Consider the following 25057-nt stretch of genomic DNA (forward strand, 5'->3'; position numbering starts at 1 on the left):
TGGGCTTGCTATCGGGTCATAAAAAGATTAATGACACCGGTTACCATAACGCGAAACTATGCGACTGTCCAAATTAAAAATCAGCTATTACCGGCCCTGCGGGAGAGAGGGCCTTAAGGTTTAAAAATTATGCCAGACGACATTAAAACCGGATGCGGCCAACTGGGTGAGGGCGACCATGCTCTGATCCGATATGTGCGCGTTCATGACAGTGACCATGCGGTGATTGCGGTCGAAGAACTGCCGGCCGGCACGGTGATCGACATCGACGGACAGCCGCCGCTTGTGCTTGAGACCGATATCCCCAAGGGTCATAAACTGGCGCTCTATGACATTCCGGCGGGTCAGGATGTGCTCAAATTCGGGTTTGTCATCGGCCATGCCAGTGTCGACATAAAACGCGGCGAGCATATCCATAGCCATAATCTGGTGACGTCCTTAAGCGGGGTTGAGGATTATGACTATCAGCCCAAACCTGCTCCCAAACCCGGTGATGCGCCGGACGCCCATACCTTCATGGGCTATCGCCGTGCGGATGGCCGCGTCGGTATTCGCAATGAAATCTGGATATTGTGTACGGTCGGTTGTGTGGCGCGTACCTCAGAGCGTCTGGCCAAGATCGCCGGTGAACGGTTCCAAGGGCGGGTGGACGGGGTCTTTGCCCTGACCCATCCGCTGGGCTGTTCGCAATTGGGCGACGACCTTGACCATACCCGTAAACTGCTGGCGGCATTGGCGTCTCACCCCAATGCGGGCGGGGTGCTGATCGTGGGCTTAGGCTGCGAGAATAATCAACTCAGCGCCCTGATCAAGGAAGTGTCGCGTGAACCCGATCGCCTCAGATATTTCGCCGCCCAGATGGTCGAGGATGAGCATGAGGCGGGCCTAGAGGCGCTGGAAGAACTGGTGGCCGTAGTCGAAAAAGACCGACGCGAAGAATGCCATGTTTCCGATCTGGTCATCGGGGTCAAATGCGGTGGCTCGGACGGGTTTTCGGGTCTTACCGCCAATCCGCTGGTGGGCAGGATTGCTGACCGCGTGGCGCTGGCGGGCGGTAAGTCGATCATGACCGAAATCCCGGAGATTTTCGGGGCCGAGCGCATCCTGATGGCGCGCGCGAAAGACGAAGCTGTGTTCAAAGGCGTCGTCAATGTGGTCAATGATTTCAAGCAGTATTTCCTCGACCATAAGCAGCCGGTCTTTGAAAACCCATCGCCGGGAAATAAGGCCGGTGGTATTACCACCTTAGAGGAAAAGTCGCTGGGGGCGGTGCAAAAAGGCGGCCTGAGCCAGCTTAATGAGGTTTTGCGCTATGGTGAGCGGGCGACCGTTCCCGGCCTGTCCCTGCTGGAAGCGCCCGGCAATGATGCGGTGTCTTCAACGGCGCTTACGGCGGCAGGGGCCGTAATTGTCTTGTTCACTACAGGCCGCGGCACGCCGCTTGGCTTTCCGGCGCCGACGCTTAAGATTGCGTCCAATACGGCTTTGGCGAATAAAAAGCCGCACTGGATTGATTTTAATGCTGGTCAGGCCTTAGAAGGAAAGACACTTGACCAAACGGCGGATGATTTGATGAATCTGATCCTGAAAACCGCGTCGGGTCAGCCGAGTTGCAACGAAAAGAATGAGGAACGCGAGATCGCGATCTGGAAGAACGGGGTGACGCTTTAACCTCATGGGGGAAACGGACTTTCCCCCATGCGCCCCCTTGAAAACCACAATAATGATTTAGGAAATGCCTGATGTCCCGACTGTCGCTTGCTAACCTTGATGCCCTGAAACCTGAGGTGATTAAACCGGCCTATGATCCGTCAGGGCTTTCGATCGGGGTTGTGCATTTTGGGCCGGGGGCGTTTCACCGCGCCCATCAGGCAGCCTATCTGGATGCGATTGCGGCCTTCGATCCGCGCTGGGGCATTTGCGGGGTGTCGCTACATTCAACCGGGGTGCGCGATGCGCTCAACCCCCAAGACGGGCTCTATACGCTGGCCATTCTGGATGAGGAAATCAAATACCAGATCATTGGGTCGATGCGCGAGGTTCTGGTCGGCCCCGAAGATATTGAGGCGGTACTTGAACGCCTGACCCGCGACAGTGTCGGCGTTGTCTCATCGACCGTGACTGAAAAAGGCTATTGCCTGACGCCGGACGGCGCGCTCGATTTCGCCCATGCCGATATCGTCCATGATGTCGCTAACCCGCAGACGCCGAAATCGTTTGTCGGCTATGTCGTCGAAGGTTTGCGCCGCCGCCATGCCACGGGCAAGGCGCCGTTCGTGTTGATCCCGTGTGATAACCTACCGAAAAATGGTCACCGCCTGAAAGCGGCTGTGGTGGCGCTGGCGGCCAAACAGGATCAGGCTTTAGCCGACTGGACCCAAGCCCATCTGCAATGTCCCTGCACCATGGTCGATTCGATCACACCGGCGACCGATGATGCCTTGCGCGCTCGCGTTGAGGCCGCGACCGGCGTGACCGATACCTGGCCGATCCAGCGCGAAGCCTTTACCCAGTGGGTGATCGAAGACCACGTCCATGACGGTGGCCCGGACTGGGTGCGCGCTGGTGTGACCCTGACCGACAATGTGCCGGCCTATGAGCGCGCCAAGCTGCGTCTGCTCAACGGGCCGCATTCGACCCTGGCCTATGTGGGGCTGCATAAGGGCTATGAGAGCGTGTCCGAAGCCATGACGGACGCCAATTTGTCAGCCTTTGTCCGTGATCTGATGATCCAAGATGTGGTGCCATTGCTGGAGGCACCAAAAGGACTGGATTTGGTCGCCTATAGTGAGGCGATCCTCAAGCGCTTCCGCAATCCGGCCATCCGCCATCTGCTGTCGCAGATTGCCTGGGACGGTTCGCAAAAACTGCCGATCCGGCTTCTGGGGTCGCTGTCTGAGGCGTTGGCACGGGGTGCGGATATCAGCCGCTTTGGTGTGCCGCTGGCGGCGTGGATCCGGTTTGTGCGCCACAAGGCGGTCAGCGGTGAGGCCATTACCGATCCTCTGGCGGCTGAACTCATTGCCTTGGGCAACACGCTCAACGATGAGGTATCGGATGTTCAGGCGGTGCTGGCTTTACACGCTGTGTTCCCCGAAGCTTTGGCGAGTGATCCTGAGGTGATTGAATCCCTTGAAGCCGCCTATGCTGCTGCGCTTGCGGCTGAAAAGGTCACGGCCTAAGCCTTGTCAATTCGGTGCGGTATGGGTTAGGTCGGGTCAACACAAATAAAGAGAACCATCCCATGCCAAACCCTGCCTTTATCGTGCCGAATGACCCTGTGCCCGCTGATGTGATTACCTTGTCGGAAGGCCCTGCCAATGTGCTGTCAGGGCAGTGGCCGGATCGGCAGATTGAAGCGGTGACGCGGCTGGAGTTGCATGGCTACTATACCAAGAACGCACGGGCGCGAGCGCTGGTCTATGCCGGGGGTGGTTATCACCGCCTGATGCACGACAAAGAAGGTGTTGAGGTCGCTTTGTGGCTCAACAGTCTTGGGATTGATGCCTATGTCATGGCCCACCGCCTGCCCGGCCAAGGTAATCACGACAAGGATATGGCCCTCAAAGACGGCCTGACCTGCCTCGACTATCTGGCCCAGTTCAAGGACTTACCGTTGCTGCATGTTGGCTTGTCGTCGGGCGGGCATCTGGCCGGGGTTATGGCCTGTCAGGATCATGCGCTGAAAGCCGCTGGTGCGCTGATCGCCTATGCGCCGATCAATGCCAATCATAAGGACTATAAGTTTCCGGTGGGAAAACCGGATTATCCGCCGGTCGAAAAGCAGGATTTCTATAACGACTGGCCGATCGGGGTTGCGGCTGAACCGCACGGCGTGCCGGACTGTCCGGTGTTTCTGGCCTACGGCCTTTATGATGAGATCGTGCCGGTTGATCATGCGCTCAATATGATCAAGGCCGGTCAGAACTTAAAACGCGATGTCGAAGCCCATATTTTCGATCAGGCCCCGCACGGCTTTGCGTTGCGTGAAACCACCGGCACCCATGCCAACTGGCCTGAATTGGCCGCGCGGTGGATTGATCGTGTTTTGGCCTAGGTTCCCTGCTGGATAAACGGCACTTTTTCGAACAGCTTACGTTCTTCGCCCCGAGGATCAAGGGCAAGTTCCGGCTTGAGATGCATTAACATGGTCTCACGGTTGGCCAAGCTATAGGGCTTCCATTCGGGCAAGGCGGGGGTTTGCGGCGATCCGGTGCGGGCAAAAGCAATAAAGGCATCGCTGAACAGATCGGCCATAGCTTGCGCTTCCGGCGCATTGGTGGTGATGGCGTCATTGACGGCAGTGTTCCTAAACACCAGCGGGATTTCGATGGTGTGTGGCGCGCCCAGCCTGCCGCCGTCCTTGGGCGTTGGCCAGTTTTCCTGATAGACGAAGGTTTTGGCGCCCGATTTGGCGCGTTCTTCGGCCTCGATAATCGCCCCGCGCCATGACCGGCCCGCGGTGGTGGCCGCAAAAAACACATCGGACGGCGACATATCCGGATACAGTTTGCGGTAAGTTTCGATCACCAGATAGGGGTCGATATCGACCCGGTATTCGGGCGGCAGCTTGGCGGGCAGGTCGTCCCAGGTCAGTTCAAAATTTTTCGGATTACCGCCCAGAAAAGCGCGGGTTTCATCCTTTGTATTGCCGATAATCATCGGGATATGATGCGATTGTGCGGGCGCATCGGGATAGAACGGATGACGAAACAGGACTGTCTCATCCAGCACCGGCCCCATATAGACGCTACCTTTGCCAATCACAGGGTCAGTGGTTTTGAGGGCATCGACCAAGGCCTGCATGGGCAAGGTCTGCACGGCGGCTAATCCGTCCGAATCGGGTTGGAGGCCAAGGGTTTTAAGAAACGCTTCGGCGCGCAAACTGGCGTTGCCGGGGCCAGAGGCGGTGACCTGCTGACCGCTCATGGTCGCGCACTTGTGGAACAGACCCCTGGCCGCAGGCGTGGCCATCATGGTGGCGATCTTGGCGCCGCCGCCGGACTGGCCAAAGACCATGACATTATCCGGATCGCCGCCAAAGCCTGAGATATTATCGCGCACCCATTCCAGCGCCAGATGCAGATCCATCTGCCCGCAATTGCCGGAAAAGCCTAGTGGGCCATGAGTGCCGCCGCTCACCAACCTCTCAAATCGCGCAAGGTATAGATACCCAAACACATTGAGGCGGTGATTGACCGTGACCACCACAACATCGCCGTGGGCCGCAAGGTTAGTGCCGTCATAAAGCGGATCGGACCCGGACCCGCCATTATAGGCCCCGCCGTGAACATAGAACATGACCGGACGTTTCTTGCGCGGGTGGGCATCCGGTGTCCAGATATTCAAGAACAGGCAGTCCTCGCTGATGCCGATATCGGCCTTACCGCTTTGAGGGGACGACAGGCCATAACGATTAGCCTTGTAGACGGCTTTCGATGCTGGAGGAGGGACGGGCGGCTGAAAGCGGGGGGCGGTGGCGTAGCGTATGCCTAAGAACGTGCTGATCCCGCCTTTGGCAAAGCCTTCGATCGGGCCGGAACGTGTTATGGCGCACGGGTTGCGCGGTTTGGCTGATACCGGTGTCACAAGGGCGGCGGCAGAGACGGCTGTAAGGCCCGTGAGGACATGGCGGCGGTACATGGATAATCCCTGTAGGTTTTTGCCTACAGTGCCGCTTGGCGCTTCATATGTAAAGTCAGCCGAACTGATAGCCGCTGATGGCGGCATTGATATGGGGCAGGGTCTGGCTGTAGGTGGCCGTGCCCTTATCATCACCAGCGGCCCCGGCAACCACCATCAGCGGGATCAGATGCTCTTCGCGCGGGTGGGCATCGCGGGCGGCGGGGGCTTGTGTCCAACGGGTGAGGTTTTGGATGCGTTGTAAAGGGGCCGCTTCCGTTGCGGTGGTTTTTAGCCAGTCATCAAAGTCATACGAAAAATTGTGCGCCTGTCCGGCAAGATTGACACCTCGTCCCATCAGGGCCTTCATATTATGAAAACTCATGCCGGAACCGATGATCAGCACGCCCTCGTCCCGCAAAGGGGCCAAAGCCTGCCCCAGCCGGATATGCTCGGCAGGGTCCAAGCCTTTTTTAAGCGACAGTTGCGCTACCGGAATATCGGCATCGGGATAGATCAGCTTGAGCGGAATAAAGACGCCGTGATCATAGCCGCGCGACGCATCGTGATTGAGCGCAATACCGGCCTGCGCCGTTAACTGCCCGATGCGGGCCATCAGTTTCGCGTCATTATGGGTGGGGTAGGTGATCTGATAGGTGTGGGGCGGAAAGCCGTAATAATCGAACAGCAAATCCGGCTGTTGCGCCGTTTGCAGCGTAAATTCAGCCTCTTCCCAATGGGCGGAAATCACCAGAATAGCCTTGGGGGTCTGGCCGACCTGACGGGCAATATCACGTAAATATTCACCCATGCCAGTCCAGACGTCAGACGGATTCCAGTCGATGAAAAAGCATGGCCCGCCGCCGTGAGGAATAGAGGGTGGGCATTCGGGTCATGTCTGGCCTCCTGATACAATAATGCCCCGCCCGATTGAGCGGACAGGGCATATTTAGCGATTTAAATGTAAGCCTACTTAAGGTTGGCTTCGGCTGTGATCGTCAGGGTGATTTCATCGGAGACGGCCGGCACATAGGCGCCGATGCCAAAATCAGAGCGTTTGATGTCGCCGGTCGCCGAGAAACCCGCGGTCTTTTTCTTCATCATGTTTTCGCCGATCTTGTTCAGCTTGACATCCAGAGTGACCGGCTTGGTGACGCCGTGAATGGTCAGATCGCCGGTGACCTTGGCGGTATCAGCGCCGGTGACGGCAACCTTGGTTGATTTGAAGGTTGCGGTCGGGAACTTGGCGGCGTCAAAAAAGTCTGGCTTTTTCAGGTGCTCATCCAGCTTGGCGACGCCGGTGTTCAGGCCGTCAATGGCAAAGGTGACTTCGACTGAGCTGTTGGCAGGGGCGGCTTCATCGAGCACCAGGGTGCCGACGGCGTTCATGAACTTGCCCGTGGGCTTGGAGAAGCCAAAGTGGGTCCAGCTAAACAGGACTTCGGTATGGGTAGGCTCAATCGCGTAGGTTTCAGGGGCCGCTAAGGCCGGGGAGAAGCTGGCGCCCAGAAGGGCCGCAGCCACCAGGGCGGATTTGAGGAAGGATTTGGTCATGATGTGATCTCTGATTGGGGTGTGAGGTACGCAAACTTGAAACGTAACTATAATGGTTACGAATTGACAATTCAAGACAGATGGAAAGTTTTAGGCTTAAAAATTTCAGGCACGATTTTATAACATGACACAGTTATAGCCTGATTACGCAGGCTGTGCACCGGCATATACTGTAGCCTTTGGGTGACACCCATATTTCAAAGTGACCACATTGTGGGCCTGACATAATTTGTAAACATAGTGTCACTAGCCCTGTGTAGGTCAAGGTAAGTTTTGGGTTAACAAAGGTGGGTGCGGTTATGGCGACGGTTACAGGTAGATTGATGAAATCGGCAAGCTTTAGCGTAAGCCTCATGGCACTAATGGCAGGTGCCGCCCATGCGCAAACACCTGTCGCCCAAACACCTCTGAATGAGCCGATCACCGAAGTCATCGTGACCGTGCAAAAACGTGAGCAGACCCTGCTCAGCGTCCCTGCGGCGGTGACGGCGTTCAACTCATCCTTTATGAACGATGTCGGCATAACTGATTTTCAGGAACTGGCGCAGTTCGTGCCGGGTTTTGAGGTTCAGGATCAGTCGCCCAACAATCCGGGCTTTATCATGCGTGGCATAACGTCTGACTCCGGCACCGCCACCGGCGAAGCGCGCGTGTCCGTGTTTCAGGACGGCCTGAGCATTTCGCGGTCGCGCGGCGCCTATATTGAACTGTTCGATCTGAACCGTGTTGAAATCGCTAAGGGGCCGCAATCGACCCTGTTTGGGCGCGGCGCGCTGATCGGGGCGGTCAATGTCATTCAGAACAAGGCTGATCCGACGGATTTCGATGCATCAGCGCAGGTCGGTTTTGGCAATTATGATTACCGCCTGACTGAACTTATGATGAACCTGCCGGTTACGGATAAACTGGCGGTGCGTCTGGCGACCCGCTTCAAATCGCGCGACGGTTATACTGAAAATCTGCTGGGCGGCGAGGACTTCAACAGCCTCGATACCCGTGCCGCGCGGGCGGTCATCAGCTATTCGCCGACCGATCGGTTGAATTTTGATGTCATCGTCAACTATCAGGAAGATACACCGGCGGGTACGGGCTTTAAATCCGGCACCTTCACGCCGACAAATCCGCAAACCGGGGCCGTCATCGGCGACCTTAGCCCTTACAGCGGGGCGGCCCTGTCGGCGGCGGGTGGCTTTAAGGGCGGACGCGATCTGGGCTTAGAGCGCTATGTGTGGGGCACGACGGTGCTGGGGCGCTATGAGATCAGCGACACCTTAAGCCTGTCATCCTTAAGCGCCTATCGCCGCTTTACGGCTTCGGAAGTGTTCGATGCCGATGGCATGTCCCTGCCGCTAACCGTGTTCGGCGAAGATGCTTACGGTAAGGTCTGGACCCAGGAACTGCGCCTCAACTATGATGGCAATGATAAGCTGTCGTGGTTTGCCGGTGTCAGCTATTTCGACGAGGAGGCCCGCACGGCGGTGCCGCTTCAGATCGATGAGCGCGTCGCTTCGGTATTTCTGACCAATCAGTTGCCGCGCCCGACAGTGCCGTCCTATCCGTTCATTCAGGCCGCCCTGCAATCGACCCCGTCACTGGCGGCGCTTTACCCGCTGCTCGATCCGGCCCACCGCGAAACCTCGACCAGCTTTGGTGAGACGCGCTCCTTTGATGTCTTTGGGGATATTACCTATCGCCTGACGCCGAAGTTCGAGATCAGCGGCGGTGTGCGCTACACCAAGGACGACAAGACATCGGGTTACTCGGCCAGCGTTGTCGGCAATTCCGGTCTGGCCTCGGCCAGCTTTGCTCAGTCGACCGTGACCAGCTATGTTACTCAATATGTGCAGGCGACCGGTATGATGCCGTCATCGGCACAGCAGACGGCGGTATTCAATCAGGCGCTGATGGGGGCGCTTAGCCTGCCGCTGGGGATATTCAAGCAGCCGACCGCCGGTAACGGCAACCGCATTGACCGCGATTTTGAAGATGACGGTTTCACCTATCGTCTGGTCGGGCGCTATCTGTTCAGCGATACGCTCAATGCCTACGCGTCGATCTCGCGCGGACGCCAGCCCAAGACCTTAAGCGGCGATTCCGGCAGCACCCCGCTGAGTGCCGCGGTCTTTACCGAAGCCGATTCTGAGACGGTCGACAGCCTTGAGGCTGGGGTTAAGGCCCGTCTGTTTGATGGTCGCATGAGCTGGGATTCGGCGGTCTATTATTATCATTACGACAACTTCCAGACGTCGGTCGCCACCAATACTGGCAATGTCATCACGGTCAGCGCCGGTGAAGCCAAGGCCTATGGTCTGGAAACGCAAACCTATTACCGTGCCACACCGGGCGTCGATCTGTTCGCCACCTACGCCTATAACCATGCCCGCTTCGGAAATGGCCTCTATGACGGCAATCATTTCCGTCTGAGCCCTGATCATACGGTGTCATTGGGCGCACGCCTGAAAAAGGAGTTTGGGCTGGGGACACTGTCGTTCACCCCAAGCTATGTCTGGCAGTCGGAAGTCTATTTTGACGATAACAATGACCTGCCGCAGTTCCAGCCAGCGGTGGCGGGGCTTCGCCCGGTTGCCGACACCAAACAGGATGAAACACAGGACGCCTATGGCCTGCTTAATCTGCGTCTCGGCTTCAAGCCTGCGCGCGGGCCGTGGGAAGTTGAGCTGTTTGGCACCAATGTCACCGACGAAGACTATATCAAGGACGCGGGCAATGTCGGCGATACTCTGGGGATCGCCACCTTCATTCAGGGCGAGCCCAGCATGTATGGCGTGACCTTGAAACTAAAGTATTAACCTCAAAACAGTGCCGGGCCGCCCGTACCTTGCGGGCGGCAGGTGCCAGTTTCGGACAGGGTTTCGGTAGATCCGAGGCCAAAGCGCTTATCCTCGGCCCAGTGCTTCTGGCCGTAGAATGCGCCCGTCGTGCGATTAAGCGATACCTTAAGATAGCCGCCCTTTTTCTGGGTCTGATCGATCAGTTCGTAATAGGCCGGGCTGACGGCGGCATTGCATCGAAAGCTGAAACAGAGCGTATCACGGATGATCGAGGTGTGGTCAGGGTCGATGGACATGACCTTGAAATCCGCCGCCGTATCCGGAAAGGTCTCAGACGGGATCAGGCTGAGGTAAAACGTGCCGCGTGTGGTGTGGTCTTTGCCCGTCGTCGTCACCGTATCGCATTTCAGTGTAATTTCGCGCGCGCTTACCTTAGTCGCCGGGGGTGTTTTCAGGTTGACGATCACAGTGGGGGGCGCGGGCGGTGGTGGCGGTTCAGGGATGGCCATATCCATCACGGATGGGGCGCCAATGGCCGCGACCGGTTGCGATGAGGTGATCGGCTTAAGCGGCGCCGCCTGAACGGCGGCCATGGGCGCGGGTTTCAAGCTGGTGTAAGGCACCGGGGCTGCGGGCAAGGTCGGCGCGGCTTCAGCCTTTTTCTTGACGATCGGTTTTTTGGCGACCCGCTTGACCACAGGTTTTGGGGTATCAGCCGCCGCGGCATCCCATTCTTCGGCCAGAACGAGGGACGGAACGGTCAGGTACAGGATAATTGTGGCAACGGCGGCACGCATCATACCTCTTCTCCGAAACGATCAGAGACCAGATCGACCAGCGCCTGAACGGCATCGGCGGCCTGCGGGCCTTCGGCTTCGATGCCGATATGGCTGCCCTTACCGGCGCCCAGCATCAGAAGGCCCATGATCGACTGGGCATCGACGCGGTGGTCGTCGCGCAGGACATAGATCTGGGCGTTGAAGGTGGCGGCCAGCTTGACGAACTTGGCTGATGCGCGCGCGTGCAGCCCTTTTTCGTTGCAGATTTCGACTTCGGCGTGTGCGACGCTCATGACTGTGGGCAACCCTGCGAACTTGCTTGGAATGGACGCTACCATGCGCAAAGCCTGCGTCCTCATCAAGCCTGATAAAAAGACGTTTGGGTTAATATTCAGGTAAGATTAATTCAGCTTTCGCCCGACAGGACGTAAGACGCCACGGTAATATATTTGCGGCCGGCTTCCTGGGCATGGAGCACGCAGGTCGATAATGGCTCATTCTTACGCAAAGAGGCCAGCTTGATCAGCATGGGCAGGTTGATGCCGGCAATGACCTCGGCCTTGGTTTGCTCCATGACGGAGATAGCCAGATTGGACGGGGTGCCGCCGAACATGTCGGTCAGCAGGATCACGCCATCACCCAGATCGTTGGCAAAGGTCGCCTCTAAAATATCCTGACGTCTGCGGGCCATATCGTCTTCAGGACCGATACAGATTGCCGTTACGGCACTTTGCGGACCCACAACATGTTCCATGGCGGAAATGAACTCTTCCGCCAGCCTGCCGTGGGTTACGATCACAAGCCCGATCATAAAGACAACTTCCTCAAACCGATCCGTAAAATCCGGAACCGCTGTCATAGCCCTGATAGTCTTTGGGCCAAGACCGCTGATCTTAGCGGATTGTATGCACTGCAAAAAGTCCTTTTACCTGTTTAGGCGTAAATTAGTCCTAATCCAAGCGAATTGAGGGTGCGCGGACGGTTTGTGTCAGGGATATAAGCAGTTTGGCCACACTTGACGCTTCCCTTGGGTTAAGTCTCAGGACCGGGATTTTCAGGCCAAGTATGTCGCTAAACTCCGGTTCGGGCAGGCGTTCGACAGCGGAATTTTGGCAGTGCACCGTAAGGCTGATGCGGCTGAAATGGCGGGTTCGCAAGGTAGTGATGCCGACGCCGCGCACTTCGATCCGGCCTTTGATGGTGTCAGGCGCCCCGGCATAGAGGTGGTCGCCAGATCGCCATAACACCGAATAATCGTCGCTGATCAGGGCGCACCCTTTAGATAAGGCGCGCAGGGCCAGATCGCTTTTCCCCACCCCGGACGGCCCGCTAATCAGCACGCCCTGCCAGGTGTCGCCGATCAGGCAACTGATGGAGGTGGCGTGAACAATAAGCTTACTCATAACGGGCCGTAGGTATTGGGCAGGGCCACCGTAAAGCGCGCGCCCGTGATATTACCGGCTTCGTCCTTGCGATTTTCGGCCCAGATGCGGCCATGGTGGGCGGCAATGATCTGACGTGAAATCGACAGCCCAAGGCCTGAATTGCGCCCAAACAGCGTGCCCTTGGGACGGGAGGTGTAAAAACGCTCGAAAATGGTTTCCAGATTGTCTTCGGGGATGCCGGGGCCTTCGTCATCTATGGTGATATGCAACGGCAAAGACGGATCCTGATGCGAATGGCCAAGGTGGATATGGACGGTGCTGCCGGGGGGGCTGAAGGAGCGGGCATTGTCGATCAGGTTGCGAAATACCTGCCCCAGCGGGCCTTCCCGCCCGATAACCCGCGACGATAACGACGTCAGGGCGCGGGTGAAAACCACCCTAACCGACGTGTCATCGTCGGGCGTATAGAGCGAGACGATATCTTCCATCAGGGCACCGATCTCAACCGGCTTGGGTGCATCACGCGACAGCTCGGCATCAAGACGGGAGGCATTGGAAATGTCGGTGATAAGCCGGTCAAGGCGATGTACATCCTGATTGATGACGTTCATCAACCGTTCTTTGGCGCTGTCATCCTTGACCAGATTAAGGGTTTCCAGTGCCGACCGTATCGAGGTCAGGGGGTTTTTGATCTCATGGGACACGTCGGCGGCAAAGCGGTCAATCGCGTCCATGCGCTTGGACAGAGTATCGGTCATCGATTCCAGCGAGCGGGCCAGGGTGCCGATTTCGTCCTTACGCGTTTCAAGATCAGGCAGGGAAATAGCGCGAATCTGCTCCATGCGCACGCTGTCGGCGGCGGCGGACAGGCGCTGGATCGGACGGCTGACCAGCCAGTTGACCAGAAGCGCCGAAAACAAACTGACCCCGACCGCCACCAGTATGAATGGTAGCATGGCCATGCGCTGGGCCGCCACGATGGCGTCAACATCGCCCGCCTCAAGGGTCAGCACCCCCAGCACCATCTTAACGCGCCGGATCGGGATCGACACCGACACGACCTTTTTGCCGCTTTCGTTGAGGCGTACCGAGGTGACCTGCGTGCCGCCGAGGGCCAGCTTGACCTCATCGCTCAGTGCGGCCTGTGCTTTTTCAAGACTGTCGGTCTGAGCAGAGCGGTCAGGTGCGGCTTCACCACGGTCACGGGCCGGGGGCAAGGGCCGGACATCGACGCTCTCAGACACGACATAGCTGTCCGACAGGAGTTCGCCCTCGGCATTGAACAGGCGGGCGCGCTGTCCCTTGGGGATAAAACGGCTCAGGGCCAAATGAGCGCTGGAGGCCTCAAGATAGGGCTGGGGATCACCAACCGTCGCCACGACGGCGATGATTTCGGCCATAGTGTCGGCCTGCGCCGTCAGGGACTCTTTACGGTTTTCGACCAGCCCCTGCCGGAATTCGTTGAGCGCCAAAGCACCCACCACCAGCACCAGCAGCCCAAGCAAATTCAGCCCCAGAACCAGCCGGCTGAGGCGTGAATTGCCAAAGGTGAATTTGAACCGGTTTGGCATCAAAGCCCCAGCCAAAGGGTTAAGCTTCTTTGTAGCGATAGCCCACGCCGTACAGGGTTTCGATCGAATCAAACTCATCATCGACCTGCCGGAATTTCTTGCGCATCCGCTTGACGTGGCTGTCGATGGTGCGGTCATCGACATATACCTGATCGTCATAGGCGGCATCCATCAGGTTGTCGCGGCTTTTGACAAAGCCCGGACGCTGAGCCAGAGCGTGCAGCAGCAGGAATTCGGTCACCGTCAGGCGCACCGGCTTGCCTTCCCAGGTACATTCGTGGCGGGCGGCGTCCATAACCAGCTTGCCGCGTTTCAGCGACTTGGCATTGAGCGCTTCGGTGACTTCCGGGGCTTCGCCCTGCTCGACAATGCCTGCACGACGCAGGACGGCCTTGACCCGCTCCAGCAGGAGACGTTGGGAGAAGGGCTTATGCATATAGTCGTCGGCACCGAGGTTAAAGCCCAGCAGCTCATCAATCTCATCGTCCTTGGAGGTCAGGATGATGACCGGCAGGTTGGAGGTCGCGCGCAGGCGGCGCAGGACTTCCATGCCGTCCATGCGCGGCATTTTCACGTCCAGAATCGCCAGATCAGGCGGGTCTTTTTCAAGTGCTGCCAGACCCGATGCGCCGTCATAATAGGCAGTGATCGTGTGGCCACCGCTTTCCAGTGCCAAAGATACGGACGTTACGATATTCTCGTCATCATCCACCAAAGTGATCTTCGCCATGTCAGGTCTGTCTCCGCAAATTATCTTAGTCGTCAATATGTGGCTGATAAGACTTTAATTCTAGTCTTTAAGTTGACCGCTTAAAGGTCTTAATCGGGCTATAAGTGGGCTTCAACCTTAATTTAACGTCATTTGTGTAAGGATTGTTATGAGTTAGAGCGCTTTTAATAGAGTGCGGCAACCAACAGCCCGTCAGAATGACGTGGTCACATTAAGGTCAGAAATATGTCCGGCGGTATCCATTACGAAGTGTTCGCGCGTAAAACGCCAGCCTCCGGCTGGGCGCTTCAGGGGGCGGTTGAAAACCGCGAGGCGGCGATCGCCATGGCCGAAGACATGCTGGCGCAAAACCGCGCCGCCGCGGTCATGGTGACCAAAGAAGTCTTTTCTGAAAGTAGCGGCGAATTCAAAAGCTTCACCGTGCTCAACAAGGGCGCGCCTGAACAAAAGAAAAAGGACCGCCCGACTCAGCCCGCCGAGAATATTTGCGGCAGTCCGCAGGAGCTATATACGGCCCAGGGCCGCGAAAAGGTGGCGCGTCTGCTTGAGGACTGGTTGCGGCGCTATAAGGTGACGGCTTTTGAAATGATGCACCGGCCTGATCTGGTGGAACGGTTTGAAGCCTCTAATAATGACGTGCAGCATGCCGCCCAAAAGCTGGCCGTCCCCGAAGCGCAGGAGACCGGCGCGTCGATCCATGAAATCATGCGACGCTGGACGGCTTTGATCGATAAGGCGTGCACCCGCGTCATCAGTGATGGCCGCAAGAACCTGTTTCCCGATCTGACGCTGGACGGTCTGACCGCTCAGATCGATAAGATCAACAGCCACCCTGAAAAGGCCTATGTGCTGGGTGGCGGTGTAGCGAAGTTAATGAAGGCGGCGACGACGCCTGCGGGCAAGCTGGAGGTTCTGCTGCCCTTTGTGCACCGGCTGGCTGAAAGTCGTGAAGGCTGGGGCTGGGCGGTTCAGGTGTTTGAAGCGCCGATCATGGAAATCTTTGCGGGCAAGACCGCACTGACCGACATTGTGGGGCAGGAGCTTGATCTGGGGTCGGGGCTTGCCATTCTGACGCGGCTGGTGGCCGGGCCGGAAGCGAAGATGGTCGCGAAAATTGACCCGGTGGTGTCGCGTACCCTGCCGGAACTGACCGGGGTTCTGGCCGATATCCTCAAACTGATCGAAGCCGGTCATTTCAAGGCGCTTTCGGCCAGTATTTCCAAGCGCCTGCTGGTCGAACTGAAGAGCGTGCGTCGGCTGCGCCCGTCAAGCCCGGTGCTGGAGATTGAAACCCTGCGGGCGCTGGCGCTGGTCATGACTGCGGCGGGCAAGGAGCAGACCCAGCGTGAGGATATTGCCGAAGCCTTTGCCGAGCGCTCCAAGACGCTGGTGTCCAGTGATTTCGTCGAAAGCCTGACCAAGGATACGGTCTCGGCTTTTGGTGAGATTGAGCGCCTGATCTGGTTGTGTGAAAATGTCGTCGGCTCCGCCAATAAGCGTCAGGCGGTGCGTTGGGTCAGCGGGTGTTTGACCGGCCACAGGTTTGAACGCGAAATCCGGGATGCGTCCAAATCGGCACCGACGCGGTTAAGCTTTCTGGCCGGACTGCAAAAGCGCCTGATCCGGGCAGAGCTGCCGGAAAAGGAAGCGCAGGAACTGCGGGATAAGCTGGGGGCGCTGGGGGCGTCGATTGCGTCCGAAGTCAATCTGATGATGCACCTCACGCGGGTCGGCGGATCATCGATGCAGAAACTGACCCTGTTGCTGGGCTTTGCGGCCGGGCAATCGGCACCGCTTGGGCCGGTCAGTGACATGGCTAAGGCCGAGGTGATGAAGCTGCTGAAAAGCCCGGAAGCCCGCACGAACCTGATGAGTGATCCGGCCGCATTCATGCAGCTAAGGCCCCTGATGCAAGCCGCCGGTATTGGTGCGGCGGCGTAAGCTTCTCCCCATAAAGACAATAAAAAAGCCCGCCAAAAACTATCAAGTTTTGGCGGGCTTTTCGTAAGCTATGTACTGGCTTTTAAGCGGCCCGCACTCTGGCGAGGAACGCGCTGACCTGATGGCGAAGCTGTTCGGCTTGCTCGGCCAGTTCCGATGAGGCGCTCAAGACCTGAGACGCACCGGCGCCGGTTTCTTCGGCCATGCGGGCCACGCCGGTGATGTTGACGGTCACTTCGGTGGTGCCCATCGAGGCCTGATTGACGGCCTGAACGATCTCACTGGTCGCCGCACCCTGTTGCCCAACCGCCGCCGAAATGGTGGTGGAGGAGTCATTGACTTCGCGGATAGTGGCCGAAATATTTTCGATCGCCGTCACCGCCTGCTTAGTGGTGCCCTGAATGGCCGCGATCTGCTGATTGATCTCTTCGGTGGCCTTGGCGGTTTGCTGCGCCAGTTGTTTGACTTCCGAGGCCACAACGGCAAAGCCGCGACCCGCTTCGCCGGCACGGGCCGACTCGATAGTGGCATTGAGCGCCAGCAGGTTAGTCTGCTGAGCGATGGCGGAAATGATATCGACGATACCCGTGATGCGGCCTGCGGCTTCCGACAACTCGTAGACGATGGCCATGGTCGTGTCGGCTTCGGTTACTGCTTCACGCGCTTTAACCAGTGAATGATCGACCTGACGGCTGATTTCGGCGACGCTGGCACCCAGTTCTTCGGCCGAGCCGGCAACAGACGTGACGTTGGTGCCGGCTTCTTCGGCAGCGGCGGACACTGAGGTCGCCTGAGCCGCAGATTCCTGTGCCGATGAGGTCAGTTGCTGGGCTGTGGCCTGCATTTCGGTGGCGGCGGCGGAGACCATCTCAACGATGCCACCGACGGCACCTTCGAATTGATCAGCCAGCTCAATCATGGCTTGCTTACGCTGATATTCGGAGTCTTCGCGGGCCTTGACGGCTTCGGCCTCTAATGCACGGGTGCGGATCATGCCGTCCTTAAAGACTTCGACGGCGGCGGCCATGTTGCCGATTTCGTTGGGTTCGCCGAGGTTGGGTATCTTAACTTCGGTGTTGCCGCCTGAAAGAGTGCGCATGGTGTCGGCCATCTTGCCGATCGGCGCGGAAATGGTGCGGATCATCACAAAGCCGATGGCGACTGACGCAGCGGCGGTGATGCCCAGAGCGATCAGGATCAGGGTCGAGGCTTGCTTACCGAGGGCCATACTTGCCTGGGCGACAGCGCCGCCCTCTTTGGTTTGAAAGGCGCGGTTATCCCGGACGGCTTTACGCAACAGTTGCGACTGATCCTGCATGTCATTCATATAGAAATTCATGGCCGTGGGGTCTTCGCTATCGACCATTTGAAGGAATTTGTCTGAGTTCGTGAAGTAGGTATCAAGCTGCTTCCTGATCTCGGCGGCCATTTGGGCTTCTTCACCCTCAGCGATCATGGGCTTGTAGGCATTCCAATCTTTTTCCAGCAACTCGCGCGACGCTATGGCCTTGGTGCGGGCTTCCTGAAATTCCGAACCGCTCGTATACAGCAACTGGCTTTGGCGCAGACGCATCTGCTCAAAATCCTGGGACATGTCGCCAAGGACATTGGCGCTTGGCAGCCAGTTCGATCCCAACTCATCTAGGGACGTATTGACGACGCCCAGGCGGTTGATCGAAAATATACCCAAGGCCGCAGTGCTTAAAAGGACGATGGCGAAGGCGGCGATAACACGCGCGCGAATGGTAAGACGGCTAAGCATGGGAATTCAAACCTTCATCACAAAACAAATACACTGACCGGAAGGTGATATGCCACAGGCGTGGCTCAGCCTCCCACCGCTCCCGACGGTATGGTTAACTGAGTATGATAAATAAAGTCTGAACAGGGTTTACAAACGCTACGCATCAGTTTTGGCGGAAATTGAGTTCCAGCAGGACGTTATTAGGGTCAGCGACAAATATCTGACGCAGATTAATCGGTTTGACTTCGTTGGTGGCGTGGGTGAGGCCGCGCGAGGTTAGTCGCTCAACCATGTCGTCATAGCCTTCGCACTCAAAGGCGACATGGTGGATGGCGCCGGTTGGATCGCCGGGCACGACCTCGCGCGGGATGGTGTTGTCGGTGCCAAACAGGTTGAGGTGGATGATGGCGCGGTCTCCACTGTCATACAGCCATTGCCGCAGGGACGGATCACGCTCAGGGGCGACCCGTGCCTCCAGCCCCAGCAGGTCATGATAAAACGCAATCGTGCCCGCCATATCGCGGGTCTGGATATTGATGTGGTCAAGGCGTTTGACGGTGATGGCTGACATATATGTTACAGTAGTTGCTCTAAGGTCACAGGGGTGTTAGGTTCGTTTGGAAAGGATTAATACGATGATTCTGCCTGATTATCCCGCACGGACACCGGTGCATTAACGGGAGTAAAAATGAAGAAGCCGCCCGGCCAGGCGGCCTCTTCTGGGGTGACAACTTTCACCGCTAAACGGCTAGTTTGTGACCGCACCACTAATCTAGCAATGTTTAGCAAGTTTTCAACCTCTTATCCGATTGGAGAAGCGGAATGGAAAGGCGCGTAAATGTGCGTTCTTATTACCGCAGCCGGTATGGAAGAATCGAGTGTGTAATTAAGCACACTCGGCGCTGGCCGCGGTAGGGTTTCAAGCAATTCGTTTAGTCTTAATGGCAATGTGCGTTAAGATTTTGTAGTAACAAAAGGGCCGCAAGGGTATGTCCATTGCGGCCTTTTCTTCCGGCCCAAAGTACACTGAGCGGTAGCGAAGGACTTTGGGGCGAGGCCTAGTGCGCCTCATCCCAGTTCAGCGCGGCCTTTGCCTCCACGACCAGCGGCACGCTGATTTCAGCCGCAGGCAACGGCGCTTTTTCCATCACTGAGACAATCAACGGCATGACGGCCTCGACCTCATCATCGGGGGCTTCAAAGATCAGTTCGTCGTGGACTTGCAGCAGCATTTTGGTCTTAAAGCCTGCCGCCGTCAGCGCCCCCGGCATCCTGATCATGGCGCGGCGGATGATATCGGCGGCGGTGCCCTGAATGGGGGCATTGATGGCGGCGCGTTCAGCAAACTGCCGCTGACCGCCCGCCTTGGCATGGATGTCGGGGATGTGGATTTTCCGGCCCATGATGGTCGTCACATAGGCATGGTCTTTCACGAACGCCTTGGTGGCGTCCATATAGGCCTTGATGCCGGGGAAGCGCTCGAAATAGGTCTTGATATAGCGTCCCGCTTCATCGTTCGGGATCGCCAACTGGTTGGCCAGACCAAAGGCCGAAATGCCATAGATAATGCCGAAGTTGATAGCCTTGGCCCGCCGGCGGATTTCAGACGTCATCTCGCTGAGCGGCACGCCGAACATTTCAGACGCGGTCAGTGAGTGAATGTCGATACCGTCCGAAAAGGCTTTTTTAAGCTGGCCGATATCGCCAATATGCGCCAGCAGACGAAGCTCAATCTGCGAATAGTCGGCGCTGATCAGACGATGGCCCGGCCTGGCGATAAAGGCGGTTCTGATCTTGCGGCCTTCACCGGTGCGGATCGGGATGTTTTGCAGGTTGGGCTCATTGGACGACAGACGCCCGGTGGTGGTCGAGGCCAGATGGAACGAGGTGTGAACCCGGTCGGTTTTCGGATCGGCGACCTGATGCAAGGTGTCGGTATAGGTGCCTTTGAGTTTGGCCAACTGGCGGTAGTCCATCAGGATTTTAGCCAGAGGAATACCCTGTTCGGCCAGATCTTCCAGCACCTTAACATCGGTCGCCCAGGTACCCGACGCCGTGCGCTTGCCACCCGGCAGTTTCAGTTCATCAAAGAAAATCTCGCCCAGTTGTTTGGGGGAGTTGAGGTTGAACGGTCGCCCGACGACCTCTTGCGCTTTTTGTTCCAGCGCGCCCATGCGCACGCCGAAGTCCTGCGACAAACCGCGCAAAACCTGCGGGTCGATGCGTATGCCGGTCAGTTCCATGTCGGACAGAACCGTTGGCATCTTGCGTTCCAGCGTTTCATAGACCGTCAGCAGACCATTTTCCTGCAGGCGCGGTTTCAGCAACCGCCATAGACGCAAAGTCACATCGGCGTCTTCGGCGGCATATTTGGTAGCCTCAACCAGGCCGACATATTTAAAGCTCTTGGCCGCCTTTCCGGTGCCGGCCACCTGCTTAAAGGTAATCGGGGTATGGCCCAAATGCAGTTCCGACAGGGTATCCATGCCGTGGCTGTGCAGCCCGCCTTCCAGCACATAGGAGATCAGCATGGTGTCGTCATAGGGCGCCACATCGATGCCGTGGCGCTTAAGCACGCTCAGGTCATATTTAATGTTCTGGCCGATTTTCAGTACCGACGGGTCTTCCAGCAGTGGTTTCAGAACCGCAATCGCCTCGGCCATCGGGATTTGCTGCAAGGCGTCGCCAAAGGCCAGCCCGTCGTCACTTTCATGCGCCAGCGGAATATAGCAGGCATCATTGGCGCCAAGGCTTAAGGACACACCGACAAGCCCCGAATGGGTGGCCGACAGATCATCAGTTTCGGTATCGACAGCGACATAGCCAAGCTTTTGCGCCCGTGCCACATAGGTTTTGAGGATGTCGATATCCTGCACGCAGACGTAAGATTCATGATTAAACGGCTCAATGACGCTGGTGACGGGCTTTTCACCGATATTGCCGTAAAGCGGGCGTGAAATTGGTGCGGACGGTGTTTTAGCGGCATCCAGACGCGCCTCTTCCAGCGCTGTGATCGCCCCACCCATGCGCCGCGCCAGAGAAGAAAACTCCATCCGCGTCAGGAACGGGATCAGATCGTCGGCGTTGGGGTCTTTGAGGGCAAAGCTGTCGATATCGAACGGCGGCGGCACATCGTCACGAAGTTTGACCAGTTCACGCGACAGCAAAATCTGATCGCGGAAATCGGTCAGGGCCTCCCGGCGCTTGGGCTGCTTGATCTCATGGGCGCGGGCCAGCAGGGCATCGAGACTGCCGTATTCGGCCAGCAACTGCGCAGCGGTCTTGACGCCAATGCCCGGCGCCCCTGGCACATTGTCGGCTGTGTCGCCAATCAGGGCCTGCGCATCGACCACCAGTTCCGGCGGCACGCCAAATTTCTCATAGACCTGCTCGCGGCCAATAGTGACCGCCTTGACCGGCTCCATCATGGTCACGCGGTCATTGACCAACTGCATCAGGTCCTTATCCGATGAGACGATGGTGACGTCAAAGTCCTGCTCGACCGCCATGCGGGCATAGGTGGCAATCAGATCGTCAGCCTCAAATCCAGCCAGTTCGACACTGGGCACCCCAAAGGCAATCGTCGCCTCACGTATCAGCGGAAACTGCGGGATCAGGTCTTCGGGTGCGGGCGGGCGATGGGCTTTGTAGGCCTCATAAAGATCATTGCGGAAGGTCTTTGAGCCGGCATCGAAAATGACCGCCAGATGCGACGGCCCGCCATCACCGCGGTTTTCCTTGATCAGCTTATAAAGCATGTTGCAAAAGCCGGAGACGGCCCCGACCGGCAGCCCGTCGGATTTACGCGTCAGCGGCGGCAGGCCGTGATAGGCGCGGAAAATGTAGCCGGAGCCATCCACCAGAACCAGACATTTCCTGCTCATCTATCCTGCCCTCGATACGAAATATAGTCGGCTATACCTAAACCTATATAATGTCAGATCAAGTCAGGATTAGCGCGCGCTACCAACTTCCTGTGTTCGGCATGGAGGCCCACGGTTCAGCCGGGGCTTTGGGCGGGCCCTTTTGCAGCAGTTCTATGCTGATGTTATCGGGTGAGCGCACAAAGGCCATATTACCATCGCGCGGCGGGCGGTTGATGATCACGCCCATATCCATCAGGTGCTGGCAGGTCGCATAGATATCATCGACCTCATAGGCCAAATGGCCGAAATTACGCCCGCCGGTGTAATCCTCAGCCTGACCGTTTTCATCCGGCCAGTTGTAGGTCAGTTCGACATGAGGCGCGGCGCGTTCCCCGCCATTAACCTCAGCGGTGGCGGAGTCTGCCGGTGCCGCCAGAAAAACCAGCGTGAAGCGGCCTTGCGTGCTTTCATGGCGACGGACTTCGTAAAGCCCAAGGCCCTTGCCGTAAAACGCCAGCGACGCGTCAAGATCTTTGACGCGCACCATGGTGTGCAGGTATCTCATCGGGGTCAGTGATTTTCAGGGCGGGGCGACGGATCGGCATATTCATGCGCATGATCCTTATGAACGAATTTGCGGTCGCAATAGCCGCACTCGACTTCGCCGTCCTGGCCCAGTTCCAGGTAGACCATCGGATGGCCCAGCGCGCCGCCACCGCCATTACATCCGACCTTGTGGCTATCCACATAGATGACTTCGGGGGGCTGGGTCGTGCTCATGTCTTAAAATACCTTGAGGCGGGTGGGGGCTTTGATGAATGCCATTAAAGCAATTGCCTCACCTTCGTCAATTTGGCGTTTGTATGTGGGGCGCGGAAATCGTGTGGGTGAGCCAAATTTTAAGTTGAGCGGGGCGCGGGTTTAGCATAGGTTCCGCCCGCGCAGGCCCAAAAGGGCTGCCCTGATCGTGCGCACCCGTAGCTCAGCTGGATAGAGTGTTGCCCTCCGAAGGCAAAGGTCACAGGTTCGAATCCTGTCGGGTGCGCCATTTCCATTTGAGGGCTTAAAAAACCCTCTAAAGCTTTGAACGGTAAGGATAAATCCGTCGTTCGAAAGCCTTCCTTTAGCTTGTATGCAAGCTTGCCCGAAAATACCAGTCTTGGGACTATTCTCTTCTCCTCTAACCGAGGGGAAGCCCATAGTTTCCAAGGGCTTACGATGAACTCAAGCGCCGTTCGAAAAATTTCGTCAGAGTGTCGAATGGGCTTGCCGCATTTTGCCAACTTCTCGTTCAGCAAAAGCTTCTCTTTCTCGTGGTCAGTGACGTGCTTTTCCAAAGCCGCAATGACGGTTTTGTTTTCAGAATCGATAATCCGCTCCAACGTCTGGCTTATCTTCTTATCAATCTGAACGATTTGCGCCGCCAGTGCCTTGCGCTGCTCATCCTTGGTCGCCGTCAAACGCTCCCAATGGGTGCGGAACATCTTGGCTGCGATTTCAGCCAGATTGTTTGAAGGGTGGATAGTTTTGAGAAGGGTCTCAAATTCAGCCTCCATCTTTTCCTTGCGGATGGACTTGCCGTAGCTTGGGCAGGTCTTTTGCCCACGACAGATATAATAGGGGAACTTCGAGTGAGACCCCTTTGTCCAATTCGCCGTGTATGGATGCCCGCAGTCGGCGCAAGACACGAAACCTCTGAGCGGGAAATCGGCTGACACGTCCATGCGGTTTGGTGTCCGCGAAGAGCAGTTTAACTTTTTCTGAATTTTGCAGTAGGTCTCATAGCTAATCATCGCCTTATGACGGGCGGGACGCAGGCTCACATCTAACTTCGTTGACTCAAGATAGCCGCAGTACAATGGCTGCGTCAGAATTTGAAAAGCCCGTTCGTTGGTGACGTTCCCTTTTTTGTCCTTTGGGAACTGAGGCTGCGCTTGAAGATAGCGCTGCACTTCGCACCGTGAATTTAGAACGCCATTGGCAAAGCCTTCTAAGGCTTCTTGAACAATACTGAAAAGAGGTTCGTCAGGCACTAAGACACGCCCGCCACCATCGCCATTGGTATATTTATACCCAACAGCCTTTGCTAGTGGCCAGAAGCCTTGAATAGCTCTAGCCCGCATACGATTGCGCGTTGTCTCACCATTCTTCTGAGTATGGTGCTGGGCTACCGAAGCGAGCAAATTCTCGATAAGCTTGCTATCCGAGTCTTCGCCGAACTCGATAGAGGGGCTTTCTAATATCCCACCAGCAGCCGCAATATCGGTACGCAATTTCAAGTGCGCAGAAAGTCCGCGTGCCAAACGGGAAATGTCATCAACAATGACGACATGCTTTTCTTTATTTTTGAATGACTTGATATATTTGAGCATGGCGTTCATTTGGGGGCGCGATGCAACCGAGCCAGTCATGCTGTCATGAAAAGTCTTGACTACATCATATCCCTTATAGCGGGCATACTCACGGCAGCGAGTCTCTTGCGAGTTCAGTCCGTCACCCTTGGTAGATTGGCGTGTGCTGGACACGCGGCAATATATGACCGCTTTAAATGTTTCTTTCTGGCTCATGCTCAGTTCTCGTTTTTCTTTCGTACCTTTTTGTTTTCTTTGACGTTATCTCAAGTGAACGCACAGGTTCAAGAGTCTCGTGGCAAATATCTTCGTGAGGATATTTTTTCTCGAACGCTTCGATTGCTAATTGAGTTGGATGAACATCAAACGCCAATTCAACAAACTGCCGCATAATGTCATCGACAATAGTGAGCAGTTCGGTCTTTTCACTTTCGCTCATATCATAGCCGTCTAGTAACGGCATGTATAACGACACGTCCAAGGTCATTGTATTTACCCCCTGAAAAGTGGCGGTCAACGCGCCCGCGCCGTCAAGAGCGGCGGGGGTGTTGACCTTACAGGTTACGGGCAAATTTATGCCGTCATGCTTGTCCTCGTGCGGGGGCAAGTTCGATAACAATCCTCAGTTTTTATTGGTTTTTTGTTTGAACGGTGGCGGTCAAAGCCATTTTTCAATGGCGGGACAGGCTCTTCCGTTCCAAAACAAAGGGAGCTTCCGCAAA

At 56.7% G+C, this 25057-nt stretch carries 21 protein-coding genes, 1 tRNA gene and 1 pseudogene; 7 read left to right on the forward strand and 16 right to left on the reverse strand.

Translation table 11 applies throughout. The features are described from left to right. Positions 1 to 129: 129 nt before the first annotated feature. From OVA03_RS12605 to OVA03_RS12615, 3 genes are all read left to right on the forward strand, one after another. Entirely contained in the window at positions 130 to 1671 is a 1542-nt protein-coding gene (locus OVA03_RS12605; RefSeq protein ID WP_324291004.1) for an altronate dehydratase family protein, read from the forward strand. A 71-nt stretch (positions 1672 to 1742) separates the two neighbouring features. Further along, positions 1743 to 3182, forward strand: coding sequence for a mannitol dehydrogenase family protein (locus tag OVA03_RS12610; protein ID WP_267525127.1), 1440 nt, complete (start codon positions 1743 to 1745; stop codon positions 3180 to 3182). 62 nt (positions 3183 to 3244) lie between these two features. Then, a complete protein-coding gene (locus OVA03_RS12615; RefSeq protein WP_267525129.1) occupies positions 3245 to 4057 on the forward strand; it encodes an alpha/beta hydrolase family protein in 813 nt (270 codons plus the stop codon). Here OVA03_RS12615 and OVA03_RS12620 read toward each other — a convergent pair. The 3 genes from OVA03_RS12620 to OVA03_RS12630 all read right to left on the reverse strand — a co-directional run bounded on the left by OVA03_RS12620 (position 4054) and on the right by OVA03_RS12630 (position 7176). Continuing rightward, on the reverse strand, positions 4054 to 5643 hold the full coding sequence (locus tag OVA03_RS12620) for a carboxylesterase/lipase family protein (protein ID WP_267525131.1): 1590 nt from the start codon (positions 5641 to 5643) through the stop codon (positions 4054 to 4056). The two genes, OVA03_RS12615 and OVA03_RS12620, sit on opposite strands and share 4 nt — an antisense overlap. Positions 5644 to 5698: 55 nt before the next feature. Then, entirely contained in the window at positions 5699 to 6433 is a 735-nt protein-coding gene (locus OVA03_RS12625; protein ID WP_267525133.1) for a DODA-type extradiol aromatic ring-opening family dioxygenase, read from the reverse strand. Between the two features lie 158 nt (positions 6434 to 6591). After that, a complete protein-coding gene (locus tag OVA03_RS12630) occupies positions 6592 to 7176 on the reverse strand; it encodes a YceI family protein (RefSeq protein WP_267525135.1) in 585 nt (194 codons plus the stop codon). 299 nt (positions 7177 to 7475) lie between these two features. Here OVA03_RS12630 and OVA03_RS12635 point away from each other — a divergent pair, with 299 nt between their 5' ends. Further along, complete coding sequence (locus OVA03_RS12635) at positions 7476 to 9986, forward strand: TonB-dependent receptor (RefSeq protein ID WP_267525137.1); 2511 nt, start codon at positions 7476 to 7478, stop codon at positions 9984 to 9986. 2 nt (positions 9987 to 9988) lie between these two features. On the opposite strand, the gene OVA03_RS12640 is transcribed toward OVA03_RS12635, so the two are convergent. From OVA03_RS12640 to OVA03_RS12665, 6 genes are all read right to left on the reverse strand, one after another. Beyond that, positions 9989 to 10768: a hypothetical protein gene (locus OVA03_RS12640; RefSeq protein ID WP_267525139.1), complete on the reverse strand. Its 780-nt coding sequence runs from the start codon at positions 10766 to 10768 to the stop codon at positions 9989 to 9991. After that, positions 10765 to 11040 carry an HPr family phosphocarrier protein gene (locus OVA03_RS12645; protein ID WP_267525141.1) on the reverse strand — a complete coding sequence of 92 codons (276 nt, stop codon included), beginning with the start codon at positions 11038 to 11040 and terminating at the stop codon, positions 10765 to 10767. The genes OVA03_RS12640 and OVA03_RS12645 overlap by 4 nt, the downstream gene beginning before the upstream one ends. A gap of 113 nt (positions 11041 to 11153) precedes the next feature. Further along, positions 11154 to 11558, reverse strand: coding sequence for a PTS sugar transporter subunit IIA (locus OVA03_RS12650; RefSeq protein ID WP_189485963.1), 405 nt, complete (start codon positions 11556 to 11558; stop codon positions 11154 to 11156). A 139-nt stretch (positions 11559 to 11697) separates the two neighbouring features. Continuing rightward, the gene (locus OVA03_RS12655) at positions 11698 to 12150 is read right to left on the reverse strand and encodes an HPr kinase/phosphorylase (protein WP_267525143.1); all 453 of its coding nucleotides are present in this window, start codon (positions 12148 to 12150) and stop codon (positions 11698 to 11700) included. After that, the gene (locus tag OVA03_RS12660; RefSeq protein ID WP_267525145.1) at positions 12147 to 13703 is read right to left on the reverse strand and encodes a sensor histidine kinase; all 1557 of its coding nucleotides are present in this window, start codon (positions 13701 to 13703) and stop codon (positions 12147 to 12149) included. The genes OVA03_RS12655 and OVA03_RS12660 overlap by 4 nt, the downstream gene beginning before the upstream one ends. Before the next feature lie 19 nt (positions 13704 to 13722). Continuing rightward, entirely contained in the window at positions 13723 to 14433 is a 711-nt protein-coding gene (locus OVA03_RS12665; RefSeq protein ID WP_189484665.1) for a response regulator transcription factor, read from the reverse strand. A gap of 225 nt (positions 14434 to 14658) precedes the next feature. Here OVA03_RS12665 and OVA03_RS12670 point away from each other — a divergent pair, with 225 nt between their 5' ends. Beyond that, positions 14659 to 16374 (forward strand): hypothetical protein, encoded by a 1716-nt coding sequence (locus OVA03_RS12670; protein WP_267525147.1) that lies wholly within the window; start codon positions 14659 to 14661, stop codon positions 16372 to 16374. 82 nt (positions 16375 to 16456) lie between these two features. Here OVA03_RS12670 and OVA03_RS12675 read toward each other — a convergent pair whose 3' ends face one another. The 5 genes from OVA03_RS12675 to OVA03_RS12695 form a co-directional block, all read right to left on the reverse strand. Beyond that, positions 16457 to 18136: a methyl-accepting chemotaxis protein gene (locus OVA03_RS12675; RefSeq protein ID WP_267525149.1), complete on the reverse strand. Its 1680-nt coding sequence runs from the start codon at positions 18134 to 18136 to the stop codon at positions 16457 to 16459. A gap of 145 nt (positions 18137 to 18281) precedes the next feature. Then, a complete protein-coding gene (locus tag OVA03_RS12680) occupies positions 18282 to 18689 on the reverse strand; it encodes a VOC family protein (protein WP_267525151.1) in 408 nt (135 codons plus the stop codon). 487 nt (positions 18690 to 19176) lie between these two features. Then, positions 19177 to 22002 (reverse strand): DNA polymerase I, encoded by a 2826-nt coding sequence (gene polA / locus OVA03_RS12685; RefSeq protein WP_267525153.1) that lies wholly within the window; start codon positions 22000 to 22002, stop codon positions 19177 to 19179. Positions 22003 to 22081: 79 nt separating this feature from the next. After that, positions 22082 to 22549 carry a VOC family protein gene (locus OVA03_RS12690; protein ID WP_267525155.1) on the reverse strand — a complete coding sequence of 156 codons (468 nt, stop codon included), beginning with the start codon at positions 22547 to 22549 and terminating at the stop codon, positions 22082 to 22084. Between the two features lie 5 nt (positions 22550 to 22554). Beyond that, entirely contained in the window at positions 22555 to 22764 is a 210-nt protein-coding gene (locus tag OVA03_RS12695; RefSeq protein WP_267525157.1) for a zinc-finger domain-containing protein, read from the reverse strand. A 191-nt stretch (positions 22765 to 22955) separates the two neighbouring features. Between OVA03_RS12695 and OVA03_RS12700 the strand changes: the two genes are divergently transcribed. Next, a tRNA-Arg gene (locus OVA03_RS12700) sits at positions 22956 to 23032 on the forward strand. Between the two features lie 205 nt (positions 23033 to 23237). Next, positions 23238 to 23498 (forward strand): hypothetical protein, encoded by a 261-nt coding sequence (locus OVA03_RS12705; RefSeq protein ID WP_267525158.1) that lies wholly within the window; start codon positions 23238 to 23240, stop codon positions 23496 to 23498. 27 nt (positions 23499 to 23525) lie between these two features. On the opposite strand, the pseudogene OVA03_RS17060 reads toward OVA03_RS12705, so the two are convergent. Continuing rightward, positions 23526 to 24551, reverse strand: a pseudogene (locus OVA03_RS17060) (recombinase family protein); the annotation flags it as partial. Next, positions 24529 to 24942 carry a hypothetical protein gene (locus OVA03_RS12710; protein ID WP_267525159.1) on the reverse strand — a complete coding sequence of 138 codons (414 nt, stop codon included), beginning with the start codon at positions 24940 to 24942 and terminating at the stop codon, positions 24529 to 24531. The pseudogene OVA03_RS17060 and the gene OVA03_RS12710, both read right to left, overlap by 23 nt. Positions 24943 to 25057 lie beyond the last annotated feature (115 nt).

It is taken from the genome of Asticcacaulis sp. SL142, assembly GCF_026625745.1.
GTDB lineage: Bacteria > Pseudomonadota > Alphaproteobacteria > Caulobacterales > Caulobacteraceae > Asticcacaulis.